The 19,010-nt window shown below is 68.2% G+C and carries 21 protein-coding genes and 2 tRNA genes; 16 read left to right on the forward strand and 7 right to left on the reverse strand.

All coding sequences use genetic code 11. The features are described from left to right. Positions 1–29: 29 nt before the first annotated feature. Entirely contained in the window at positions 30–779 is a 750-nt protein-coding gene (locus ACH413_RS17410) for a sulfite exporter TauE/SafE family protein (RefSeq protein WP_360047959.1), read from the forward strand. Here the strand turns inward: ACH413_RS17410 and hisC are convergent. Then, a complete protein-coding gene (gene hisC / locus ACH413_RS17415; protein WP_360047958.1) occupies positions 769–1,836 on the reverse strand; it encodes a histidinol-phosphate transaminase in 1,068 nt (355 codons plus the stop codon). The two genes, ACH413_RS17410 and hisC, sit on opposite strands and share 11 nt — an antisense overlap. Before the next feature lie 75 nt (positions 1,837–1,911). Here hisC and ACH413_RS17420 point away from each other — a divergent pair, with 75 nt between their 5' ends. The 8 genes from ACH413_RS17420 to ACH413_RS17455 all read left to right on the forward strand — a co-directional run bounded on the left by ACH413_RS17420 (position 1,912) and on the right by ACH413_RS17455 (position 8,109). Continuing rightward, positions 1,912–2,553 (forward strand): dienelactone hydrolase family protein, encoded by a 642-nt coding sequence (locus ACH413_RS17420; protein WP_360047956.1) that lies wholly within the window; start codon positions 1,912–1,914, stop codon positions 2,551–2,553. 195 nt (positions 2,554–2,748) lie between these two features. Next, entirely contained in the window at positions 2,749–3,222 is a 474-nt protein-coding gene (locus ACH413_RS17425; RefSeq protein WP_360047955.1) for a hypothetical protein, read from the forward strand. Continuing rightward, positions 3,219–4,520, forward strand: a complete 1,302-nt coding sequence (locus ACH413_RS17430; RefSeq protein ID WP_360047953.1) for a PPE domain-containing protein — start codon at positions 3,219–3,221, stop codon at positions 4,518–4,520. The genes ACH413_RS17425 and ACH413_RS17430 overlap by 4 nt, the downstream gene beginning before the upstream one ends. Beyond that, on the forward strand, positions 4,517–5,272 hold the full coding sequence (locus tag ACH413_RS17435) for an ESX secretion-associated protein EspG (protein ID WP_360047952.1): 756 nt from the start codon (positions 4,517–4,519) through the stop codon (positions 5,270–5,272). The genes ACH413_RS17430 and ACH413_RS17435 overlap by 4 nt, the downstream gene beginning before the upstream one ends. Before the next feature lie 75 nt (positions 5,273–5,347). Further along, positions 5,348–7,291 (forward strand): acetoacetate--CoA ligase, encoded by a 1,944-nt coding sequence (locus ACH413_RS17440; protein WP_360047950.1) that lies wholly within the window; start codon positions 5,348–5,350, stop codon positions 7,289–7,291. 155 nt (positions 7,292–7,446) lie between these two features. Then, positions 7,447–7,536 (forward strand) — tRNA-Ser (locus ACH413_RS17445). A 41-nt stretch (positions 7,537–7,577) separates the two neighbouring features. Continuing rightward, a tRNA-Arg gene (locus ACH413_RS17450) sits at positions 7,578–7,650 on the forward strand. A gap of 168 nt (positions 7,651–7,818) precedes the next feature. Next, positions 7,819–8,109: a hypothetical protein gene (locus ACH413_RS17455; protein WP_360047948.1), complete on the forward strand. Its 291-nt coding sequence runs from the start codon at positions 7,819–7,821 to the stop codon at positions 8,107–8,109. A 134-nt stretch (positions 8,110–8,243) separates the two neighbouring features. Here the strand turns inward: ACH413_RS17455 and ACH413_RS17460 are convergent, their stop codons facing one another. After that, complete coding sequence (locus ACH413_RS17460) at positions 8,244–9,143, reverse strand: alpha/beta hydrolase (protein ID WP_360047947.1); 900 nt, start codon at positions 9,141–9,143, stop codon at positions 8,244–8,246. A gap of 109 nt (positions 9,144–9,252) precedes the next feature. On the opposite strand from ACH413_RS17460, the gene ACH413_RS17465 reads away from it, so the two are divergent. Beyond that, complete coding sequence (locus ACH413_RS17465) at positions 9,253–9,693, forward strand: MarR family transcriptional regulator (protein WP_360047945.1); 441 nt, start codon at positions 9,253–9,255, stop codon at positions 9,691–9,693. Positions 9,694–10,019: 326 nt separating this feature from the next. On the opposite strand, the gene ACH413_RS17470 is transcribed toward ACH413_RS17465, so the two are convergent. After that, on the reverse strand, positions 10,020–11,408 hold the full coding sequence (locus tag ACH413_RS17470) for an alpha/beta fold hydrolase (protein WP_360047943.1): 1,389 nt from the start codon (positions 11,406–11,408) through the stop codon (positions 10,020–10,022). Between the two features lie 222 nt (positions 11,409–11,630). Between ACH413_RS17470 and ACH413_RS17475 the strand changes: the two genes are divergently transcribed. The 3 genes from ACH413_RS17475 to ACH413_RS17485 all read left to right on the forward strand — a co-directional run bounded on the left by ACH413_RS17475 (position 11,631) and on the right by ACH413_RS17485 (position 13,795). Continuing rightward, positions 11,631–12,476, forward strand: a complete 846-nt coding sequence (locus ACH413_RS17475) for a methyltransferase domain-containing protein (RefSeq protein WP_360047942.1) — start codon at positions 11,631–11,633, stop codon at positions 12,474–12,476. A gap of 133 nt (positions 12,477–12,609) precedes the next feature. Further along, positions 12,610–13,437, forward strand: a complete 828-nt coding sequence (locus ACH413_RS17480; RefSeq protein WP_360047940.1) for an SDR family oxidoreductase — start codon at positions 12,610–12,612, stop codon at positions 13,435–13,437. After that, a complete protein-coding gene (locus tag ACH413_RS17485; RefSeq protein WP_330271611.1) occupies positions 13,424–13,795 on the forward strand; it encodes a hypothetical protein in 372 nt (123 codons plus the stop codon). Before ACH413_RS17480 ends, ACH413_RS17485 begins: the two co-directional genes overlap by 14 nt. On the opposite strand, the gene ACH413_RS17490 is transcribed toward ACH413_RS17485, so the two are convergent. Then, a complete protein-coding gene (locus ACH413_RS17490) occupies positions 13,779–14,600 on the reverse strand; it encodes a serine hydrolase domain-containing protein (protein WP_360047939.1) in 822 nt (273 codons plus the stop codon). The two genes, ACH413_RS17485 and ACH413_RS17490, sit on opposite strands and share 17 nt — an antisense overlap. A 23-nt stretch (positions 14,601–14,623) precedes the next feature. Between ACH413_RS17490 and ACH413_RS17495 the strand changes: the two genes are divergently transcribed. Next, entirely contained in the window at positions 14,624–15,535 is a 912-nt protein-coding gene (locus ACH413_RS17495) for a ribonuclease Z (RefSeq protein WP_360047938.1), read from the forward strand. Here ACH413_RS17495 and ACH413_RS17500 read toward each other — a convergent pair. After that, complete coding sequence (locus ACH413_RS17500) at positions 15,480–16,337, reverse strand: NAD-dependent epimerase/dehydratase family protein (RefSeq protein ID WP_360047937.1); 858 nt, start codon at positions 16,335–16,337, stop codon at positions 15,480–15,482. The two genes, ACH413_RS17495 and ACH413_RS17500, sit on opposite strands and share 56 nt — an antisense overlap. 66 nt (positions 16,338–16,403) lie before the next feature. Here ACH413_RS17500 and ACH413_RS17505 point away from each other — a divergent pair, with 66 nt between their 5' ends. Then, on the forward strand, positions 16,404–16,613 hold the full coding sequence (locus ACH413_RS17505; RefSeq protein ID WP_360047935.1) for a hypothetical protein: 210 nt from the start codon (positions 16,404–16,406) through the stop codon (positions 16,611–16,613). A 192-nt stretch (positions 16,614–16,805) separates the two neighbouring features. Here ACH413_RS17505 and ACH413_RS17510 read toward each other — a convergent pair whose 3' ends face one another. After that, positions 16,806–16,946: a hypothetical protein gene (locus ACH413_RS17510; RefSeq protein WP_360047934.1), complete on the reverse strand. Its 141-nt coding sequence runs from the start codon at positions 16,944–16,946 to the stop codon at positions 16,806–16,808. A gap of 18 nt (positions 16,947–16,964) precedes the next feature. On the opposite strand from ACH413_RS17510, the gene ACH413_RS17515 reads away from it, so the two are divergent. After that, positions 16,965–18,218 carry a hypothetical protein gene (locus ACH413_RS17515; protein ID WP_360047932.1) on the forward strand — a complete coding sequence of 418 codons (1,254 nt, stop codon included), beginning with the start codon at positions 16,965–16,967 and terminating at the stop codon, positions 18,216–18,218. A gap of 6 nt (positions 18,219–18,224) precedes the next feature. Here ACH413_RS17515 and ACH413_RS17520 read toward each other — a convergent pair whose 3' ends face one another. Continuing rightward, entirely contained in the window at positions 18,225–18,983 is a 759-nt protein-coding gene (locus ACH413_RS17520) for a hypothetical protein (protein WP_360047931.1), read from the reverse strand. Positions 18,984–19,010: the final 27 nt, after the last annotated feature.

Below are 19,010 nucleotides of genomic sequence, written 5' to 3' on the forward strand. Positions count from 1 at the left end.
GTCGCTAACCAGTGGGTACGGGGGTGGACATGACGGTCTGGGAAGCAGTCGCGGTGGTGATCGCGGGTGTGTTCGCAGGCGGCATCAACACCGTCGTCGGCAGCGGCACGCTCGTGACGTTCCCCGTGTTGCTCGCCGTCGGTTACCCGCCTGTGGTCGCGAACGTGTCCAACAGCCTCGGCCTCGTGCCCGGCTCGTTGTCCGGCGCGTGGGGCTACCGCGAGGAGCTCAAGGGGCAGGCGGACCGCATCAAGCGGTTGCTGCCCGCGTCGATCCTCGGTGGCATCGTCGGCGCGATCCTGCTGGTCACGTTGCCCGCCAAGGCGTTCACCGCGATCGTGCCGGTGCTGATCGTGATCGCGCTGGTGCTCGTGGTCATCCAGCCGTGGCTCAACCGCAAGCTCTCGCACCGCCGCAGTGAGAACGACGGCGGTCTGTTGCTGTGGTTCGGCGTTTTCGCCGCGGGCATCTACGGCGGCTACTTCGGTGCCGCGCAGGGCGTGCTGGTCATGGGGATCATGGGCGTGCTCGTCAGCGAGCACCTGCAGCGGATGAACGCGCTGAAGAACGTGCTGACCGCGTTCGTGAACCTCGTCGCCGGGGTCATGTTCATCTTCATCGCCGACGTGGCGTGGCTGGTCGTGCTGCTGCTCGCCGTCGGGTCCGTGGTCGGCGGCCAGATCGGCGCCAAGATCGGCCGCAAACTCCCACCCGCCGTGTTGCGCGGCGTCATCGTGGTGGTGGGAGTCGCGGCGATCGTTCAGCTGCTCATGAAGTGAACGCGCGGGCGGCGGCCAGGAAGGCGTCGTTCTCGTCCGGCTCGCCGATCGTCACGCGGGCACCCTCGCCGACGAAGGCGCGCACGACGACCTTGTGCGCCAGGCAGTGCTCGTTGAACGCGGCGGTGCGCTCGCTCAGCGGCAACCACACGAAGTTCGCCTGCGTCTCCGGCACGTCGTAGCCCATCGCGAGCAGTTCGCCGCGCACCCGGCCGCGTTCCGCCACGATCGCGCGGCAGCGGACCATCAGCTCGTCCTCGGCGTCCAGCGAGGCCATCGCGGCCACCTGCGCCAACGCGTTCACGGAGAACGGCACGTAGACCTTGCGCAGCACGTCGGCGACGACCGGCGGCGCGACCGCGTAGCCGATCCGCAGGCCCGCGAGGCCGTACGCCTTGGAGAACGTCCGCAGCACCGCGACGTTGTTGTGGCCCGCGGCCCACTGCTGCTTCGCGAGCTCGACGCCGTCCGGGATGTGCGCGTCGTCGACGAACTCCTTGTAGGCCTCGTCGAGCACCACGAGCACGTCGCGCGGCACCTTCGCGATGAACGCCTCGATCTCCTCGGTGCGCAGCGCGGTGCCGGTCGGGTTGTTCGGGTTGCAGACGAAGACCATCCGCGTCCTCGGCGTGATCGCCGCGAGCATCGCGTCCAGGTCGTGCGTGTGCTCCGAGTTCAACGGCACGCGGATCTGCTGTGCGCCCGCCACGTGCGTGACGATCGGGTAGGCCTCGAACGACCTCCACGCGAACAGCACCTCGTCGCCGTCGGCGCAGGTGGCCTGGACGAGCTGCTGGCACAGGGTCACCGAGCCGCAGCCGATCGCGAGGTGGTCGGCGGGGACGCCGAGTTTGTCGGCCAGCCGTCCGGTGAGTTCGACGGCGCCCGAGTCGGGGTACCTGTTGATGCCGGAGGCCGCCTCGGAGATCGCTTTGACGACGCTCGGCAGCGGTCCGGCGGACACCTCGTTGCTCGCGAGCTTGATGGCGCCGGGGATGCTCTTGCCGGGCACGTAGGACGGCAGGGACGCCAGGTCAGCACGGGTTCGCACGGTCATGTCCCCGATCCTCGCATTGCTCCGTCCGATTGGTCACGTTGACTGGAGTTCACCCCGTCGTGGAAGGGTAGGGCGATGACGAGTACCCGCATCGAGACGCTTTCCCTCACCGACGGCCGTGAGCTGCGGGTGACGATCGCCGAACCCGACTCCGCAGTGCGGGGCGGACTCGTGGTGCTGCACGAGGCCCGTGGCATCACCGCGGGCGTGCGCACGCTCGTCAGCAGCCTCGCCGACGAGGGCTGGCTCGCGATCGCGCCGCACCTCTACAACGAGGACCGCGTGCACGGCGACGACATCAAGGACCAGGTCAGCAAGCTCTCCGGCGACCGGTTGCTCGCCGACACCGACGTCGCGTTCGTCTGGCTGGGCCAGCAGGGCGTGAGCGCCGACCGGATGGGCGTCGTCGGGTTCGACATCGGCGGCACCGTCGCCATGGTGGTAGCCGCGAGCCGCACGATCGGCGCCGCGGTCACGGTGCAGGCGCCCGGCATCCTCGAACCGCTCTCCGACGGTCTTCCCGCGCTGGTGGACGTGGCCGGCGACCTCACGTGCCCGTGGCTTGGAATTTTCAGCGACGAGGACTCGGAAGAAGTGAGCAAGCTTCGCGATGCTGTGATCAGCTCCGAAACTGCGTCAGATCTGGTCCGTTTCAACGTTTCCAGTGACGAAGCGTGGGTTCGTGCGTTGAACTGGTTCGACGCTCACATGAGGTAAGGGTCTTTACGGCGGATTGGAACCGAACCGTCGTCCGGGTACATCTAAGGAGTGCTTCGGACGGCTGACTGGGTGTAGCAGTGAGTAACGCCCAGTGCTGCGGTGACGAGTTATATGCAGTGCAGGGGGTTATGACGGATGGCTGAAGGAACTGGGACAGGGACCACCGGAACGACTGGCGCGGACACCCCGCCGGTGACACCCGACGTCACGACGTCGGTCACCGCGCCGATCACGGCTGAACAGCTGGCGGCGGCGAAACCTGTTCTCCAGCAAGGTCTGCTGGTGGACAAGGCGGAAGCGAGCAACGCCGCGGCCAAGCTCGACGCGGCGGCGGACAGCGGCAAGCTGACGCTCGACGTCGACGCGGCGGACGCGTTGATCAAGGCCGTCGATGCGGCCCGGGACCAGGTGATGGACCTGTGGAAGCGCGCGACCGATCAGCTCGCCACACCGTTGCAACTGGGGGAGAACCCGGTCGCGAAGGCGATCAGCGCGCGGTTCTCCGACCTGGCGGTCGGTGAGGACTCAGGCGCAGCGAAGGCGTTGCTGGACCTCTTCAAGGTCCTCGACGACATCAGCAACGCCCTGAGCCGCAACCGCGACACCATCCGCGATGCCGACGAAGAAGCCGAGAAGTCGATGAAGAACGCCGGGGGGTCCTGGTGAGTCACGGATCGCACGACAACAAGGGCAACGGCGACAAGGACAACAAGTCGTCGAACCACCACGATGACGACGACAAGTACGACCGCAACGACCTGCACGAGCCGGTCGACTGGATGACGTACACGCACGAGCAGCTCTACAACATGGTGCACACGGGCGTGAACCTCGCCGGTGCGCAGGCCGCCGCCACGAACTGGCAGAAGATCGGCGAGGACATCGCCGGTGTGCGGACGAGCCTGCTCAAGGCCGTCGAGGACTCGTCCGTCGGCTGGGACAGCGACTCCGCGCGGCTCGCGCGGGACGGCCTGACCGAGGTCACCAACTGGGTCGACGACACCGCGAACTACGCGACGAAGGTGTCGGCCGCGATCACGACCGAGACCAGCAACGTCGAGGCCGCGCGTGCCGCGATGCCGCCGCCTCCCCAGGCGCCCGCGTCACCGGTGCCCGCGGAGACCAAGCTGCCGACGCCGATCCTGAACACGTCGGACCGCCTCGTGATGGTCGACCAGGTCGACGGTTTCGGTGCGACGGCTCTGCAGAACCCGGCCCTGGTCGCCAAGAACCCCAGCGCGTTCGCGGGCTTCGACACCGTCGGCGCCAGCCCGGTCGAGACCCTCGCGGCCAACGACGCCTCGCACCGTCTCGCGGCGGACGTGATGGCGGCGTTCCAGCGCAACTCGGCGGCGGTCGACCAGACCGTGCCGTCGCAGTTCACGCCTCCGGTGAACCCGATCAACCCGACGCCGACCGGCACGGATCTCACCAACCGCTCGCACACGGGGCCGGACGGCACCAACGCCGGCGGCGCTGGTGGCGCCGGTGGTCCCGTCGCGACCGGCACGCAGAACCAGAACCGCGGCACCACGAACGCGTCCTCGCGCGGTGGTGGCGCCGGTGGGTTCGGTGGTGCGGGTCGTGGTGGCGCCGGTGGGTTCGGTGGCTTCGGCGGTGGCATGGCTCGTCCGTTCGGCTCCAACTCCGGCAACCAGGGCTCCGGTGGCGGTGGCGCTGGTGGCGCGGCCGCGTCCGGTGGTGGCACGGCCGGCGTGAGCGAGGGCTCGCGCGGTGGTGGTGGCGCCGGTGGTGCGGCGGCCGCGGCCTCGGCGGCGCCCGGCAACACGACCAAGGCGTTCCAGAACCCGCTCGCGATGGGCGGCGCGCCGATGGCCGGTGCCCCCGGTGCGGCCGGCGGCCAGAACGACTCGAAGGAACACAAGACGGCGAGCTACCTGGAAGAGGACGACAACGTCTTCGGCCTGGACCGCAAGGCGGCCCCGCCGGTGATCGGTCAGTGAGAGAACGCCAGTTCACGGTGAGCTCGCAGGAGTTCTTCCTGCTGTGGCAAGCCGTGCACGGCGAGGACCGCGTCGTGCCGCTCGGGACGCCCCACTTCGGGGCCACCCGAGCGGCGCGGCAGCGTCTCGTCGAAGAGAGCTCGCAGACGTTGCAGGCTCGTCGTTTGGGAACGGTGCAGCGTCCGGATCCCGATCTTCGCGCGTTGGTCAGCGGTCTCGGCGAGTTCGACCGCGCGTTGGAGATCGCGTACTTCAAGGGCACCGAACTGGCTCGCGGCATCGCCTGCGCGGGCTGGGGAGGTTCCTTCGCCGCCCGCGTGAACGGCGAGGTGCACCTGTACCCGTTCCACCCGACGTCGCTGGCCTCCGCCACGGTGTCATCGTTGCCAGGCCTCGCGCCGGGCTCCGGCCGTGCCGTGAACGTGCGCTGGGACGACTACGTCCGCGCAGGTCAGGCGGGTGAGCAGGATGGCAAGCAGGCGTTCCTGGACGTCCTGCGCGGTGTCGGCATCCGCGAGCCGGAGGCGCACAACCTGATGCGCATCGTCACGTCCCGCATCGGCGGCGGCGAACTGGGCCTGACCGCCCGCAACCGCGACGGCGTGCCCCGCCCGACCGGCCGTTCGGTCTCGTGGCTCGACACGCGCGAGGGCCGGTACCTCCTGCGCAGGCAGGACGGCTGGCTGGTGCTGGCTCCCGCCGACGCCTCCCGGCTGACCAGCGCCGTCGACGAACTGATCGCGGCGGGATAGTTCCACACCAGCGGGCTACCGCAAGTCCGCCAATCACACATGGACGTTCGGTTGTGCCTCAGTTAGACATGGGGCATGACCGACACCGACGTCGAACTGCTGTGGCGCCCGGACCCCACAAGGGACAACGGGATGTCCGCTTTCCGGACGTGGCTCGAAGGCCGCGGACACGACTTCCCCGACTACGAGTCGCTGTGGGAGTGGTCAGTCTCCGACCTCGAGGGGTTCTGGGGCGCCATAGCTTCGTACTTCGACGTCCAGTTCCACACTTCGCCATCTCGCGTGCTGGGCTCCACGGAGATGCCCGGCGCGGAGTGGTTCCCCGGCGCGACTTTGAACTACGCCGAGCACGCGTTGCGCCGCGGTGCCGACGACGACCTGGCCGTGATCTTCCATCGCGAAGACGGCGTCGCCTCTTCTTTGACGTTCCGTGTGCTTCGTTCCCGCGTGGCCGCTTTCCGGGCCGCGTTGGCCTCTCTGGGCGTCTCCGAGGGCGACCGGGTGGTGGCGCTCGTGCCGAACGCCCCCGAGGCCCTCATCGCCTTCCTGGCGGCCGCCTCGCTCGGCGCCACGTGGTCGTCCTGCTCCCCGGACTTCGGCGCGCGTGCCGTCGCCGACCGCTTCACCCAGATCGAGCCGGCGGTGTTCGTCGCCGTCTCCGGCTACGTCTACAACGGACGGTCGTTCGACTGCCGCCCGGTGGTCGAGGAGATCCGCGCGCAACTGCCCGGCCTGCGCGCCACGGTCCTGATCGACTACCTGGACAACGGCGCCTCGCTGCCGGACACGCTGTCGTTCTCCGAGCTGGTGTCCTCGCACGAGGGCGCCGAGCTGGAGTTCACGCCGGTGCCGTTCGACCACCCGCTCTGGGTGCTCTACTCGTCCGGCACCACGGGCCTGCCCAAGGGCATCGTCCAGGGCCACGGCGGCATCGTCCTGGAACACCTCAAGATGCTCGGCCTGCACAGCGACCTCGGCCCCGGCGACCGGTTCTTCTGGTTCACCACCACGGGCTGGATGATGTGGAACTACCTGGTGGGCGCCCTCATGGTCGGCACCACCATCGTCCTGTACGACGGCAGCCCGGCGTTCCCGTCGCTGAACACGTTGTGGCACCTGGCCGAACAACACCGGGTCACCTACTTCGGCACCTCGGCCCCGTACGTCCAGTCGTGCCTGAAGGAGGGCCTCGACCCGTCGTCCCGCTACGACCTGACGGGCCTGCGCGTAGTCGGCTCGACCGGCGCACCCCTGACCCCGGAAGGCTTCCGCTGGATCGCCTCCGCCGTGGGCAAGGACGTCCAGATCGCCTCGGTCTCCGGCGGCACCGACGTCTGCACCGCGTTCGTGGCCGCCTCCCCGGACCGCCCGGTCTGGCTGGGCGAACTCTCCTGCCGCTCCCTGGGAGCAGCCGTCCACGCCTACGACGACGCCGGCAACGTCCTGGAAGATGCCGTCGGTGAGCTGGTGATCACCAAGCCGATGCCGTCCATGCCGGTCTTCTTCTGGGGCGACGAGGACGGCTCGAAGCTGCGCGACGCGTACTTCGACACATACCCGGGAATCTGGCGCCACGGCGACTGGATCCGCATCACCCCACGAGGCTCGGCGGTGATCTACGGCCGCTCCGACTCGACCCTGAACCGAGGCGGCGTCCGCATGGGCACCTCGGAGTTCTACCGCGTGGTCGAGTCCATCGACGGCATCGTCGACTCCCTGGTCATCGACACCAGCGGCGTCACAGAAGGCGAACTCCTCTGCTTCGTGGTCCTCGACGGCGTGCCGCTGGCCGACGTGGAACCGTTGCTGCGCCGAGAATTGCGAGCATCCCTCTCGCCCCGCCACGTCCCGAACCGTTTCGTGGCCGTCACCGAGATCCCGAGGACCCTGAACGGCAAGAAGTGCGAGGTCCCGGTCAAGAAGATCCTGGCCGGCATGGACCCGGACCGAGCCGTCAGCCGAGGCGCACTCCGCAATCCCGAGTCCCTCCAACCGTTCCTGGAACTCGCCGCGGAATGATCTAGGTCACTCCGTCTGCGGTGACCAGGCGTTTAACGCCCCTCTCCACCCCTCTGAACATGCTCTGACCAGCAGGTTTTGAGTAAGGAGGGGGGCGTTTTGCAACTCGGATGACGACCTGTGTAACCTATGTCCCGTGGCCGAGGATGGTCCCGGGAGGCTTCGCCTAGTCTGGTCTATGGCGCCGCACTGCTAATGCGGTTTGGGGTAACCCCCCATCCCGGGTTCAAATCCCGGAGCCTCCGCAAGGCCGAGCCTCTAGGGGATCGGTTATAATTGAATACACGCGCTCGTAGCTCAACGGATAGAGCATCTGACTACGGATCAGAAGGTTGCAGGTTCGAATCCTGCCGAGCGCACTACACAAGCCCCAGCTCGACCTCGGTCTAGCTGGGGCTTTGTTGTGTCCTAGTCAATTTCCTCGCCCCCGCGCCTTCTATGTGGATCTTGTCGGGGCCCGAAAGGGGCCCGAGGGTTTTGCGGTCGTCTGGATCTGCGAGTGACCCAATGTTTTCTGGATCACCTTCATGTCGATACCGGCTGCCGGCATCAGCATGGCGGCCGTGCCGGAGGTCGTGCAGCCGGATCGGTGGCAATCCAGCCGCGTTGCACAGCCGCTCGAACCGGTCGCTGATCGACGAGGGCGTGAGGTCGAGCGCCGGTACGGCGTGGGCTGGTGGACGATGAAGCAGGCGCTGACCTCGGCCTGGTCGCAGGAACGCAAGATCTATCCGCCGCGGGCGTCGAAGCTGGTTTCGTTCAAGCCGGCCATCGACACGATGCTGCGGGAGGACTCCGGACGGCTCCCGTGCATGTGATGGGTCTGGTTCTCGCTGAGCCGTCACGGCGGACTGCGTTCTGGTCGGCTGGACCAACGACCCAGGCCCTCGCGTCTGGATCGAACTGCCGCCGACATCGTGCTGCGAACCGCGCAGATCACAGACTCAAAACACTAGCCACGCAGGTGATCGCGGATGAAGCGGCCAGCTCGGTCGAGAGCCGCGGTGCCTTCATCCAGCACGGCAGCGAACGCCTGGAAGACATGCGGCACGTCGGGGACGACGTCCAGGATCACCGGCACGTTGTCGGCTGCGGCCCGGGCCGCCAGGCGAGTTGCGTCGTCCAGCAGGACCTCGTTCGATCCCGCTTGGATCAGAAGCGGGGGCAGGCCGGTCAGGTCGGCGAAGACCGGGCTGACCCTCGGGTCGGCCGGATCGACGTCGGTGCCGATCAGGTAGTCAGCGACCCTGGTGCGGATGGCCGCCGCGGTGATGTTCGGATCAGCGGTGGCTTTGGTGCGGAAGCTCTCCCCGCTCACGGTCAGGTCGGTCATCGGAGAGAACAGCACGGCTGCAGCCGGTTGTGCGAGCCCTGCTGATCGGATGGCCAGGAGCAGCTCGACCGCGAGGTTCCCGCCGGCCGACTCACCGGTCACGACGATTTTCGCCGCGCCTCCTTCGCGTTCGAGGAGGGCGCGGTAAGCGTTGACCGCGTCCTCGACGGCGGCGGGATAGGGGTGCTCCGGAGCCAGGCGGTAGTCGAGCGCGACGGCGCTCAGTCCGGCCAGGCGGGCCAGGCTCATGGCCAGGCCGACCGATCCGGCGGCTGAGCCGAGAGCGAATCCGCCGCCGTGCAGGTGGAAGAGCACTCCGGAGGCGTCCACGCCGGCCAGGTTTGTGAACACGACGGACACGCCACCGAGCTCGCCGGTGGAAGTGCGGACATCGGTTGGCAAGGGGTGGGCGGTGAGCATGTGCTCCAGCAGGGATCGCTGGGTGTCGACGTCGCCGCCCAGATCGAAGTCTGCGTTCCGGAGGAGTTCGTGGATCGCGGTGCGCTGCTCTTTGCTCATGATCGTTCCTGTCGGCAGGTGGTGGCGACGCTTGCTGGGCCGCCGTCAATACACGTTAGCGCTAACTAGCTTAGCGCTAAGCTAGTTGTGGCTAAGCTAACGTAGGACCATGGACGATGCCGGCCTGAGGAAGACTTTTGATGATCTGGTGCGGTTCGAGACGGTGCTGTGGAACACCGTCGACGCCCGGCTCCGGCGTGAGCACAACTTCACGCTCGGCGGCCTGAACGTCCTGATGGTGGTCGAGGCGACAGCACTGTGCCGGGTGTATGACATCGCTCAGGCTCTGGCCATCACGGTGGGTGGCGTCAGTCAGGCTGTCGATCGGCTTGAGAAGTCCGGCCTGCTGTCTCGAAGGCCAAATCCGGAGGACCGTCGCTCGTCCATCGTCGAACTGACGCCGGTCGGCCGGAGCGTTCTCGAGGCAGCCCGGGCCACGTTCGATGACGAACTCGATCGGCAGTTGCGAGCGCCGTTGTCAGCCGGCGCCCTTGCCCAGTTCGCCGAAGCTCTGGACACGGTGCGCCGGGCGGCCACGCCGGCCGGGTGACGAACGGTGTCCGGCCTTGATGAGAGGCCGGACACCACCGAGAGATCGACCGTCGTGCCAGCGGGCGACAGTGACTCCGGCAGCCATGGACTCGACTGGCAGGCGCCGCGGCCGCGATGGCCGCTGCCTCGCCGCGCAGTGCGCGGAGCACCTCGAAAGCAAGGCCGAACGGCTGTCCGCGCGGTCGACGGCGTTGCGAGACCTGGAAAGCAACTTGAATGACTTGCGGATCAGAAGGGTGCGGGTTCGAATCCTGCCGAGCGCACTGACTCAGGGCCCTGTGGAGAAGTTTCCGCAGGGCCCTGAGTCGTTTCAGTGGCAGCGGATCAGTTGACGCGGTTCATGTAGTCCTGGACCTTCTTGAGCGTCACCGGGTTTTCCAGCCCGCCGCCGTGGTCGACCTGGTCGGTGACGACGAGCTCTCCCTTGGCGCCCAACTGCTTCCGGACCTGTTCGGCCCAGCGGATGGGCGTGATCGGGTCGAGGGTGTTGGCGAGCACCATCGTCGAGTGCGAGCTGCGTGACGACACGGGTGATGATGCCTTGGGATCGGGCTTGGGGCCGCCGAGGCAGATCGCCGTGTAGTTGCTGGCGTTGGTGGAGAACCCGAGCACGGGCGCGGCCTTCTTCGTGGCCGCCAGGTCCAGCCTGGCCTCCTGCACCGTGCCCACGTTCAGCGCGAAGTCCTGGCAGACGATGGGATCCGTGTACTCAATGCGTTCGGGAAGTTCCTCACCGGGCTTGTCGGGCAGCGGGTTGCGGCCTTCGGCGAGGTCGCGTAGGCCCTTCGCGGCATCAGTGAAATCGCCACTGGCTTTCTCGAAGTAGCGCGTGACCGCGACGGAGGACCAGCGCAGGCCGAACATCGTGCCGGAGATGCGGCCCGCGTCGGCGTTCTGCTGCGCCCTGCGGAAGACCTCGGCCGGATTCTGGCCGTGCAGCACGCAATCCGGCGTCGTCGCACACCACCTGGTGAACTTGTCGAAGACCGCCTGCGGGCCCGCGGCCTCGGCGGAGATGAACTCGCGGCGGCTCTGGGCCGGGTTCATCACGCCTTCGATCACGGAGCCGTTGACGTGCTGGCCGTACTTCTCCAGGTAGCGCTCCGCCGACACCGTTCCGTAGGAGAAGCCGTAGATGTTGATGCGCTTGATGCCCAGTGCCTGACGCAACGCGTCCGCGTCCCGCACGTTGGTGTACGCGTCGAGGTGGGCGTCCAGGCCTGGCACGCCCGTGGTGCACGAGCGCCAGAACTTCTCCTGGTTGCGGCGCAACGCCTCGAACGCCGCGTTGTCGGTCGGCGCCACGTACGGGATGGCGAGCGTCGCCTTGGTGTCGCACGTCATCGGGTGGCTCTCGCCGACGCCGCGCGGGTCGAGCGCGATCAGGTCGTAACCAGGGAACGCGTGGCCTAGGATGCCGAAGCCGATGTCGCCCGAGGTGCCTGGGCCACCGGGAAAGTTCAGGATCGTGCCCCTGGAGGCGGTCTTGGCCTTCTTCCGGAACACCCGCAGCTTCGCCGTCCCGCCGGACGGCTTCGCGTAGTCGACGGGCACGGTCAGCCTGCCGCACTCCGTGTCCGGGCCAGTCGGGAGACCACTGCGGTCGCACGTGCCCCACTCGACCTGAGGGCGTTCGGCGGCGACCGCCGTGCCCGTGAGCGACAGGGGTAGCAGGCCCGCCAAGGCCAGACCCGCCAACTTGCCGACGTTCATGTTCACTCCGAACTCTTCTGTGCAGGACGAGTTCGAGAGTGGATCGACGTCGCGTGCGCGGGCATCGCACTGCGGGAGCGCATCGAGATCCACCTCTGGTACGACAACCGGGATCGTGGACAACGCCGACGAGCGGACACTAGCGTTGGGATTCGCCGGTGCGGGCCTCCCTGCACCGGCGAATCCATGTCCGGACGGGCTGATCACGAAAGGCCGGGTTTGGTGAACACCACTGTCGAGCAACAGGTCCGCGAGTACTACGACCACGCAGGGCCCGCCTACCACGCGCTCATGGGGCAGTTCTGGCACCACGGGGACCTGGAGGCCGAACGGGCCGGCCTGTCGCCCGAGGACGCGGCGAAGGCGTTGGCGCGCAAGCAGATCGACGCCGCGGGGTTGCGTCCTGGCGGGACCGGGCTGGACTTCGGCAGCGGTGTCGGTGGGACCGCGGTCTACATGGCCGAGATCTCCGGGGCGAACGTCGTCGGCATCTCCAACAACGAGTGGCTCTCGGCGCAGGCGCGCACGTACGCGGCCGAGCAGGGGATGAGTGAGCGGGCCGCGTTTCTGACTGTGGGGGACGAGGACTACAAGTCGCTGATCGCGTGGCCGGACGGGTCGCTCGACATGGTCAGCTTCTACGAGTCCGTGTGTCACCTGCCGGAGAAGGCCGCCTTCTTCGCCGCGGCGTTCCGCGCCCTCAAGCCTGGCGCCTGTCTGGTCGGGGTGGACTGGGTTCGGCGGCCGTTCGGCGAGTATCAGACCGAGGAGCAGATCGCGCCGTTCATCGGGCCGGTGCAGGAGGTCATCTCCATTCCCGAGCTCGGCACGCTGGACGAGTACCGCGAGATGATGTCGGCCTCCGGGTTCGTCATCGAGGCCGCGGAGGACCTCTACCCGGACGTCGAGTGCTGGGGCAGCACGCCGCCGGACGACGGTCAGGGCTGGGGTGAGTACACGGCCGGCGAGAACGACTCCGTGATCCACGAAGGGAAGCGCGTGCTCGACGCCGCTCGTGCCGCCGGGGTCTTCTCGGTCGCGCGGTGGGTCGCGCGCAAACCTGGCTGATCACTGACAGGCCCGGCACGCCCTGGTGTGCCGGGCACTACCGGTTGCCGCTCCACGTACGCCGTTCGGCGCGGGTAGCGGCTGTTCGTCGACGTGACGGGCGGTCCGCGGTCCGCATGGCCACACTCGAAGCATGGCGATACTGGCGGGCAAGGCCGTGGTCATCACCGGCGCCGGGCAGGGGTTGGGGCGGGCGTTCGCCACCCACGCGGCGGCCGAGGGGGCCGCGGTGGTGATCAACGACGTGAACGAGCCGCTCGCTCGGCAGGTCGCCGACCTCATCACGCTCAAGGGCGGCAAGGCCGTCGTCAGCGCCGGCAGCGTCGCGGACTCCGATCAGGCCGAGGCCATGGTCGACACCTGCACGGCCGCGTTCGGCCGGATCGACGGGCTCGTCAACAACGCCGGCATCCGCTACCAGGCCGAGATCGGCCAGGACGATCCCCGTGCGATGCGCGAGCTCGTCGAGATCAACGTGCTCGGCACCCTCTACTGCACCAACGCCGCGGTCAGGAGCATGCGCGGCGGGTCGATCGTCAACCTCGGCTCGGTCGCGATGGTCGGGCAGCCGACGGCGCTCACCTACAGCGCCTCCAAAGGGGCGGTGGCGAGCATCACGGCCGGGGCGGCCGCCGAACTCCACGAGCGCGGCATCAGAGTCAACGCCGTGTGCCCCGTCGCCTGGACGCGCATGGCCGCGGCCGACACCAAGGCCAAGCCCGGTGGGCCGCCCGAGACGATCGCGCCGCTGGTCACGTACCTGCTGAGCGACCTCGCGGCGAAGGTCACCGGGCAGCTCATCCGGCTCGCCAACGGGCGCCTGCACGTCATGGGGCAGACCTCGCCGAAGGAACCCGTCCTCGAGAACGCCCTGTGGGACGTCGACGCGATCGCCGAGGCCTTCGAGCAGCGGCTCGAACCCGAGGACCCCGCCTGGGTCCGTTGGGGTGTCGGAAGGTGACGCACGCCTGATCACCAGGCAGAGTGGCGGCGTGGAGCAGCGGGAGATCATGCAGCGGGCGCTCGGCGTCCTGACGCTCACCTACGACGGCGCCGGATCCAACGACTACCTGCGGATGGCGCTCAAGTCGTTGCAGGAGGGCGTGTTCAGCTACGAGGTCAAGGTCGACGGCGAGCTGAACGAAGCGGGTCAGCAGGCCCTCAAGCAGGCGATGGACCAGGTGCTGTCGCAGTTCGGCTGGTTCACCGCGGGACTGCTCTACGCCTTCCACGGTGTCGCGCAGGCCTACGAGAACGACTATGAGGAAGCCGACGTGCAGGAGGTCCTGCGTCAGCTCGCGATCAGGCTCGCCGACTGAGAAGCTCCGCGCGGACGCCGTCGGAGAACGGCGTCCACGCCTCGACCGCCCACGGCCCGAAACGCAGGTCCGTCAACGCGACGCAGGCCGCGGAGATCTCCGGGTCGACCCACAGGAACGTGCCGGACTGCCCGAAGTGGCCGAAAGTGCGGGGAGAAAAAGAAGTCCCGGTCCAGTGCGGCGACTTCGAATCGCGGATTTCGAAGCCGAGACCCCAGTCGTTCGGCTTCTGCATGCCATAACCGGGCAGCACGCCGTTCAGTCCGGGAAACACGACCGAAGTCGCCTCCCGCACCAGATCGGCGGAGACCAACCGCGGCGACAACAACTCCGCGGCGAACAACGCCAGGTCAGCGGCACAGGACTCCGCTCCGGCACCGGCCGAGCCGACCAAAGCCGAGGAATTCATCCCCAACGGCGCGAAAACAGCCTCGTGCAAATAGGTCGCGAACGGCATTTCGCACGCCGAACCCACAAAAGAGGCCAGCACGTCGAACCCGGCGTTCGAGTAGATCCGGCGGGTACCGGGAGCGGCCTGCACCTCGGCCTTGTCGAACGCATAACCGGCCGTGTGCGCGATCAGATGCCGCACGGTCGAACCCTCGGGACCGGCGGGCTGGTCCCACTCGACCGCGCCCTCCTCGACGGCCACCAGCACGGCGTACGAGGTCAGCAGCTTCGTGACGGACGCGAGCGGGAACACGTGCTGTTGATCACCCAACGAGCCGACCACGCCGTCCGGGGCCACCACGGCCACCGCCACGTTCTCGACAGGCCACGACGCCGCCACTTCCACGCTCCGCATGGGACAGACGTTAACGTCAGGGTGTGACAGTCCGGGAACTGATCGTCCTGGGAACGGCCAGCCAGGTTCCCACGCGCCAGCGCAACCACAACGGCTATCTGCTCAGGTGGGACGGCGAGGGCTTCCTCTTCGACCCGGGCGACGGCAGCCAAAGGCAACTCCTGCGCTCAGGCGCCGCTGCGAGCGACATCACCCGGATCTGCATCACGCACTTCCACGGCGACCACTGCCTGGGCGTCCCCGGCATCGTCCAGCGGCTGTCCCTGGACCGCGTCCCGCACACCGTCCACGCGCACTACCCGCAGTCGGGTGCCCACTTCTTCGAACGCCTCCGCTACGCCAGCGCCTTCTACGACGCGGCGGACATCAAAGAGGTCCCGGTGGTCGACGACGGCGAGATCGCCAACGGGAAGTTCGGCACGCTGGAGGCCTACCGCCTCGACCACGGCATCGACAGCGTCGGCTACCGCCTGATCGAGCCGGACGGCCACCGCATGCTCCCCGAGAAGCTGAAACAACACGGCATCCAGGGCCCGCAGGTGCGCACGCTGCAGACCGAGGGCGAGTTCAACGGCATCAAGCTCGCGGACGTCAGCGAACCCCGCAAGGGCCAGCGGTTCGCGTTCGTCATGGACACCAGGCTCTGCGACAACGTCTTCGAGCTCGCCGACAACGCCGACATGCTGGTGATCGAGTCGACCTACCTCGCCCGCGACACCAGGCTCGCCGGCGACCACGGCCACCTCACCGCCCAGCAGGCCGCCCGCGTCGCGCAGGACTGCCGGGTCCGCAAGCTCGTGCTGACCCACTTCTCCCAGCGCTACGAGGACCCCGCCGAGTTCCACGCCGAGGCGGCCGCGGAGTTCGACGGCGAGATCGTCATCGCGAAGGACCTGGACCGGGTGCCGGTGCCGAAGCGAGCCACTGGTCCCTGACGATCTCCTCCAACGCCGACGAACGCGGCTCCCAGCCCAACGCGCGCAGCCGTGACGAGTCGGCCCGCAGTGATCGAATCTCACCGGCGTGCGCGGGCTTCCAGGTCACGTCCACGGCCCGCCCCGTCACGTCGGCGACGGCGTCCAGCACGTCCCGAACGGACGCAGCGGTCGCCCCGACGTTGTAGACCGCCGACGTGCCCACGGAACAAGCCTCCAAAGCCACGACGAAGGCAGCAGCAACGTCGCGTACGTGCACGAAGTCGCGCACGGCTCCGCCGTCGCCGTAGACGTCCATGCCAGGCACGGTTCCGGCGGCGCACGCGACAGCCCGGGTGATCACTCGACTGGTGTCCGTGTCACCACCTCCAGCGACGTTGAACAAACGGAGAGTGGTCGCCCCGATCTGCCCTGACTGCGCTGCCCACGCCACGAGGTCCTCCGCGGCGGCCTTGGAGGCGGCGTACGGAGAGGAGGGTTCCCGGGCCGACTCCTCGGTCAGGACGGCGTCCGACGGCCGGTACACCGTGCCAGTCGACGCGAGCAGGAATCGTTGGCCCTTCAGGGCTTTGAGCAGATTCAGCGTCCCGCCCACGTTCGTCTCGTAGTACGGGAGTGGATCAAGGAACGACTCCCGGACACGGGCGACCGCGGCCAAGTGGATGACGGCGTCCACATCGGCCAACTCGAACGGCTCTGACAGGCGCTGACGGGACGAAACCGGTTCATGACCATGAACCCGCAGCTCACGCACCACGACCCTGCCGACGTACCCAGTGGCACCGGTCACTAGAACTCGCACGAGTTGACCCTAAAGGTCGACGGAGACTGCGCCGATAACACACGAGTGAGTTACCCCCATCGCGCTGTGCACACGAGCATCGCCGGACTCCTGCACGATCACGCCGTGCACGAGTTCAAGCGGCAGGAGTTCCTGCGCAACGTGGCCGAGATCGTGGGAGCCGCACCCGCGCCCGGTCCCGCAGAGCTCACCACGCCGTTGCCGTCGATCAACCCCAAGCGCAGCTTCCTCGCCCGCGTTGACCAGGTCCTTCGGGACGCGGCCCGCTCTCTGTGAGCACCCGCGCCAACGACTGATCCACTTGCTTCGAGGCTTGAGCCGACAGGCCCGTCGCAAGATTCATCCGGCCGTTGCCGGACCGTGCTTCGACACACATACCGGGTGGCTCTACGCTACGCGTCACCCGGCGATCGCCGGTCACGTCCTCCGCTTCTCTTAAGCGAGTTTTCGGCGATGAATCATGTCCTCTCAGCGCTCAACGAGCGCCTCGGCAGGTTGTTCGGTGACCGGCTGGTAGTTCTGGCCGGTGGCACGCGTCTGGCTAAGCGCGCGCATGAGCTGCATACGCTCGGCGCTCGCCATACGCTCGTGCTCGATACCGACGATCATGCCCCGCTTCATGATTCCGTGATCGCCCGCTGGGTGTCGCTGGGCATCAAGGGCAGCCTGGTCGCCGTCGAGCAGCGCCGTCTCGGCAAGCTGCTCACGAAGCCGGGCAACGAGGTCAAGGCGATCCTGCGCGACTTCGACCCCGGCAGCGAAGCGGTCGTGATCAGCACGCCCTACAACGAGATCAGCTCGTTCCAGGGTCGTCCCGTGCTCAACGCGCGGGAGCCCGAGTGGGTCGCGCTGGAGAACAAGACCACCATCGACGCGCTGTGGGACGAGCTGTCCGCCCGCCGCGCGCCCGCGATGGTGTTCGACCTCGACTTCGAACGTCTCTGGGGCGCCTCGGAGATCCTGGACCGCGGCGCCGGCGTCGTCTGGTCCGGCGACGGCCCCGCGATCAACGGCGGCGCCAACTTCGTGCGCCGCGTGCGGTCGTACGAGGAGGCCATGGAGGCCTTCGACGTGCTCGCGCCCAAGTGCGACCAGGTCCGCGTCATGCCGTTCCTGGAAGGCATTCCGGTCAGCGTGCACGGCATCGTCTTCCCGGACGGCACCGCGGTGCTGCGCCCGATCGAGATGGTCGTGCCGCGCCGCCAGGGCCAGGCCAAGTTCCTCTACGCGGGCTGCGCGTCGTACTACGACCCGCCCGTGTGGATCCGCGACGAGATGCGCAACCTGGCCCGCCGCGTCGGCGAGCACCTGCGCGAGACCGTCGGCTACCGCGGCACGTTCACGCTGGACGGCATCGCGACCGAGGACGGCTTCCTGCCGACCGAGATCAACACCCGCTACGGCGGCGCGATGGTGTGCTTCGAGGACGCCGTCCCGACGCTGCCGCTCGCGCTGGTGCAGGTCGCCCTGGTCGCCGGCTGGAACCTGGGCATCTCCTCGATGGAGTTCGAGGAGCTCGTGCTGCAGGCCGCGGACAACCACCGCGCCGGTGCCGTGGGCGCCAACGTGCGGGCCGTGCAGCCGACCGAGGTCGACGAACGCCGCGTGATCTTCACCGGCTGGGCGTGCCGGCTCGCGCACGCCGACGAGCCCGCGCACGCGACGCTGCGGCTGAGCCCGTCACCGATCGGCGGCCGCCTCGATCTTGATCTGCACCGCGAGAACATGCCCGTGGGCGCCCCCGTGGCGGCGCTGACGGTCGCGGCGTTCGCGCTGGCCGACCAGGAGTGGGGAACGGGCCTCGGTGCCCTGGAACCCGCCGTCGCGGTCGAGGACGAGGTTCAGGTCGAGCAGGCCATCGAAGAGGCCGTCACCGCCTAGAGAAGATCACCAGGCGCCCTCGTCCCCGTACGCGGAGACGAGGGCGAACTGGTAGCCCATCAGGGCCGCGGCGACCTCTGGCGGCTGGTGCACCGGACGCACCAGCCCCTCGCCCAGCACCTTCGGCTGGTCCACGCCCAGCAACTCGGGCGAGTCCTTCAGCAGCGCCACCCCGATCTCGGCGGCGTCCGCGAGCATCTCCTCGCCCGGCAGGTCGATCATGTCCGTGATCAGCCCGTGCACGAACGCGGGCAGCTTCTCCGGCACCGCGCAGGCCAGCGCGACCAGGCACGCAACCCGTTCGGACGCGAGCGCCTCGAAGATCTTCGGCGCGCCCTGGGCGACGGCGTGCCGGGTCTGCGTCAGCCAGTCCGGGGCCGTGCGGGGCAGTTCGCGGCCGAGAGCGTTCCACCTGCGGTGCGTGCGGCGTCCGTCCTCCGTGAAGCCCTTGCCTGCTAACGCCATGGCCGCCAGCAGGAAGATCACCCGGTCCCGCACGTCGCCGGCGACCTTGTAGGACGCCCCCAGCTCCACCAGGAACGGCACGGCGCAGAACGAGGCCTCGGACACCGTGTCGTCGGTGAGAAGGCGGTCAGCGAGCTGTGAGAGCGCGTTCTGCCGCACGTCCTCGCTGGGGTCCATCAGGGAGCGCAGCAGACGGGGCACGCGACCGGCGCCACCCCGGCCGTCGTAGACCTCGGTCCAGGAAATCCTGTCGAGTCCGCGCAACGGGTCAGGCCGTTGCCAGGCGCGCGGCAGCTCCATAGGCGGGAAAGGTACGGGATGTCACGG

This window comes from Lentzea sp. NPDC020367, assembly GCF_044387305.1.
In the GTDB taxonomy this organism is placed as follows: Bacteria; Actinomycetota; Actinomycetes; order Mycobacteriales; family Pseudonocardiaceae; genus Lentzea.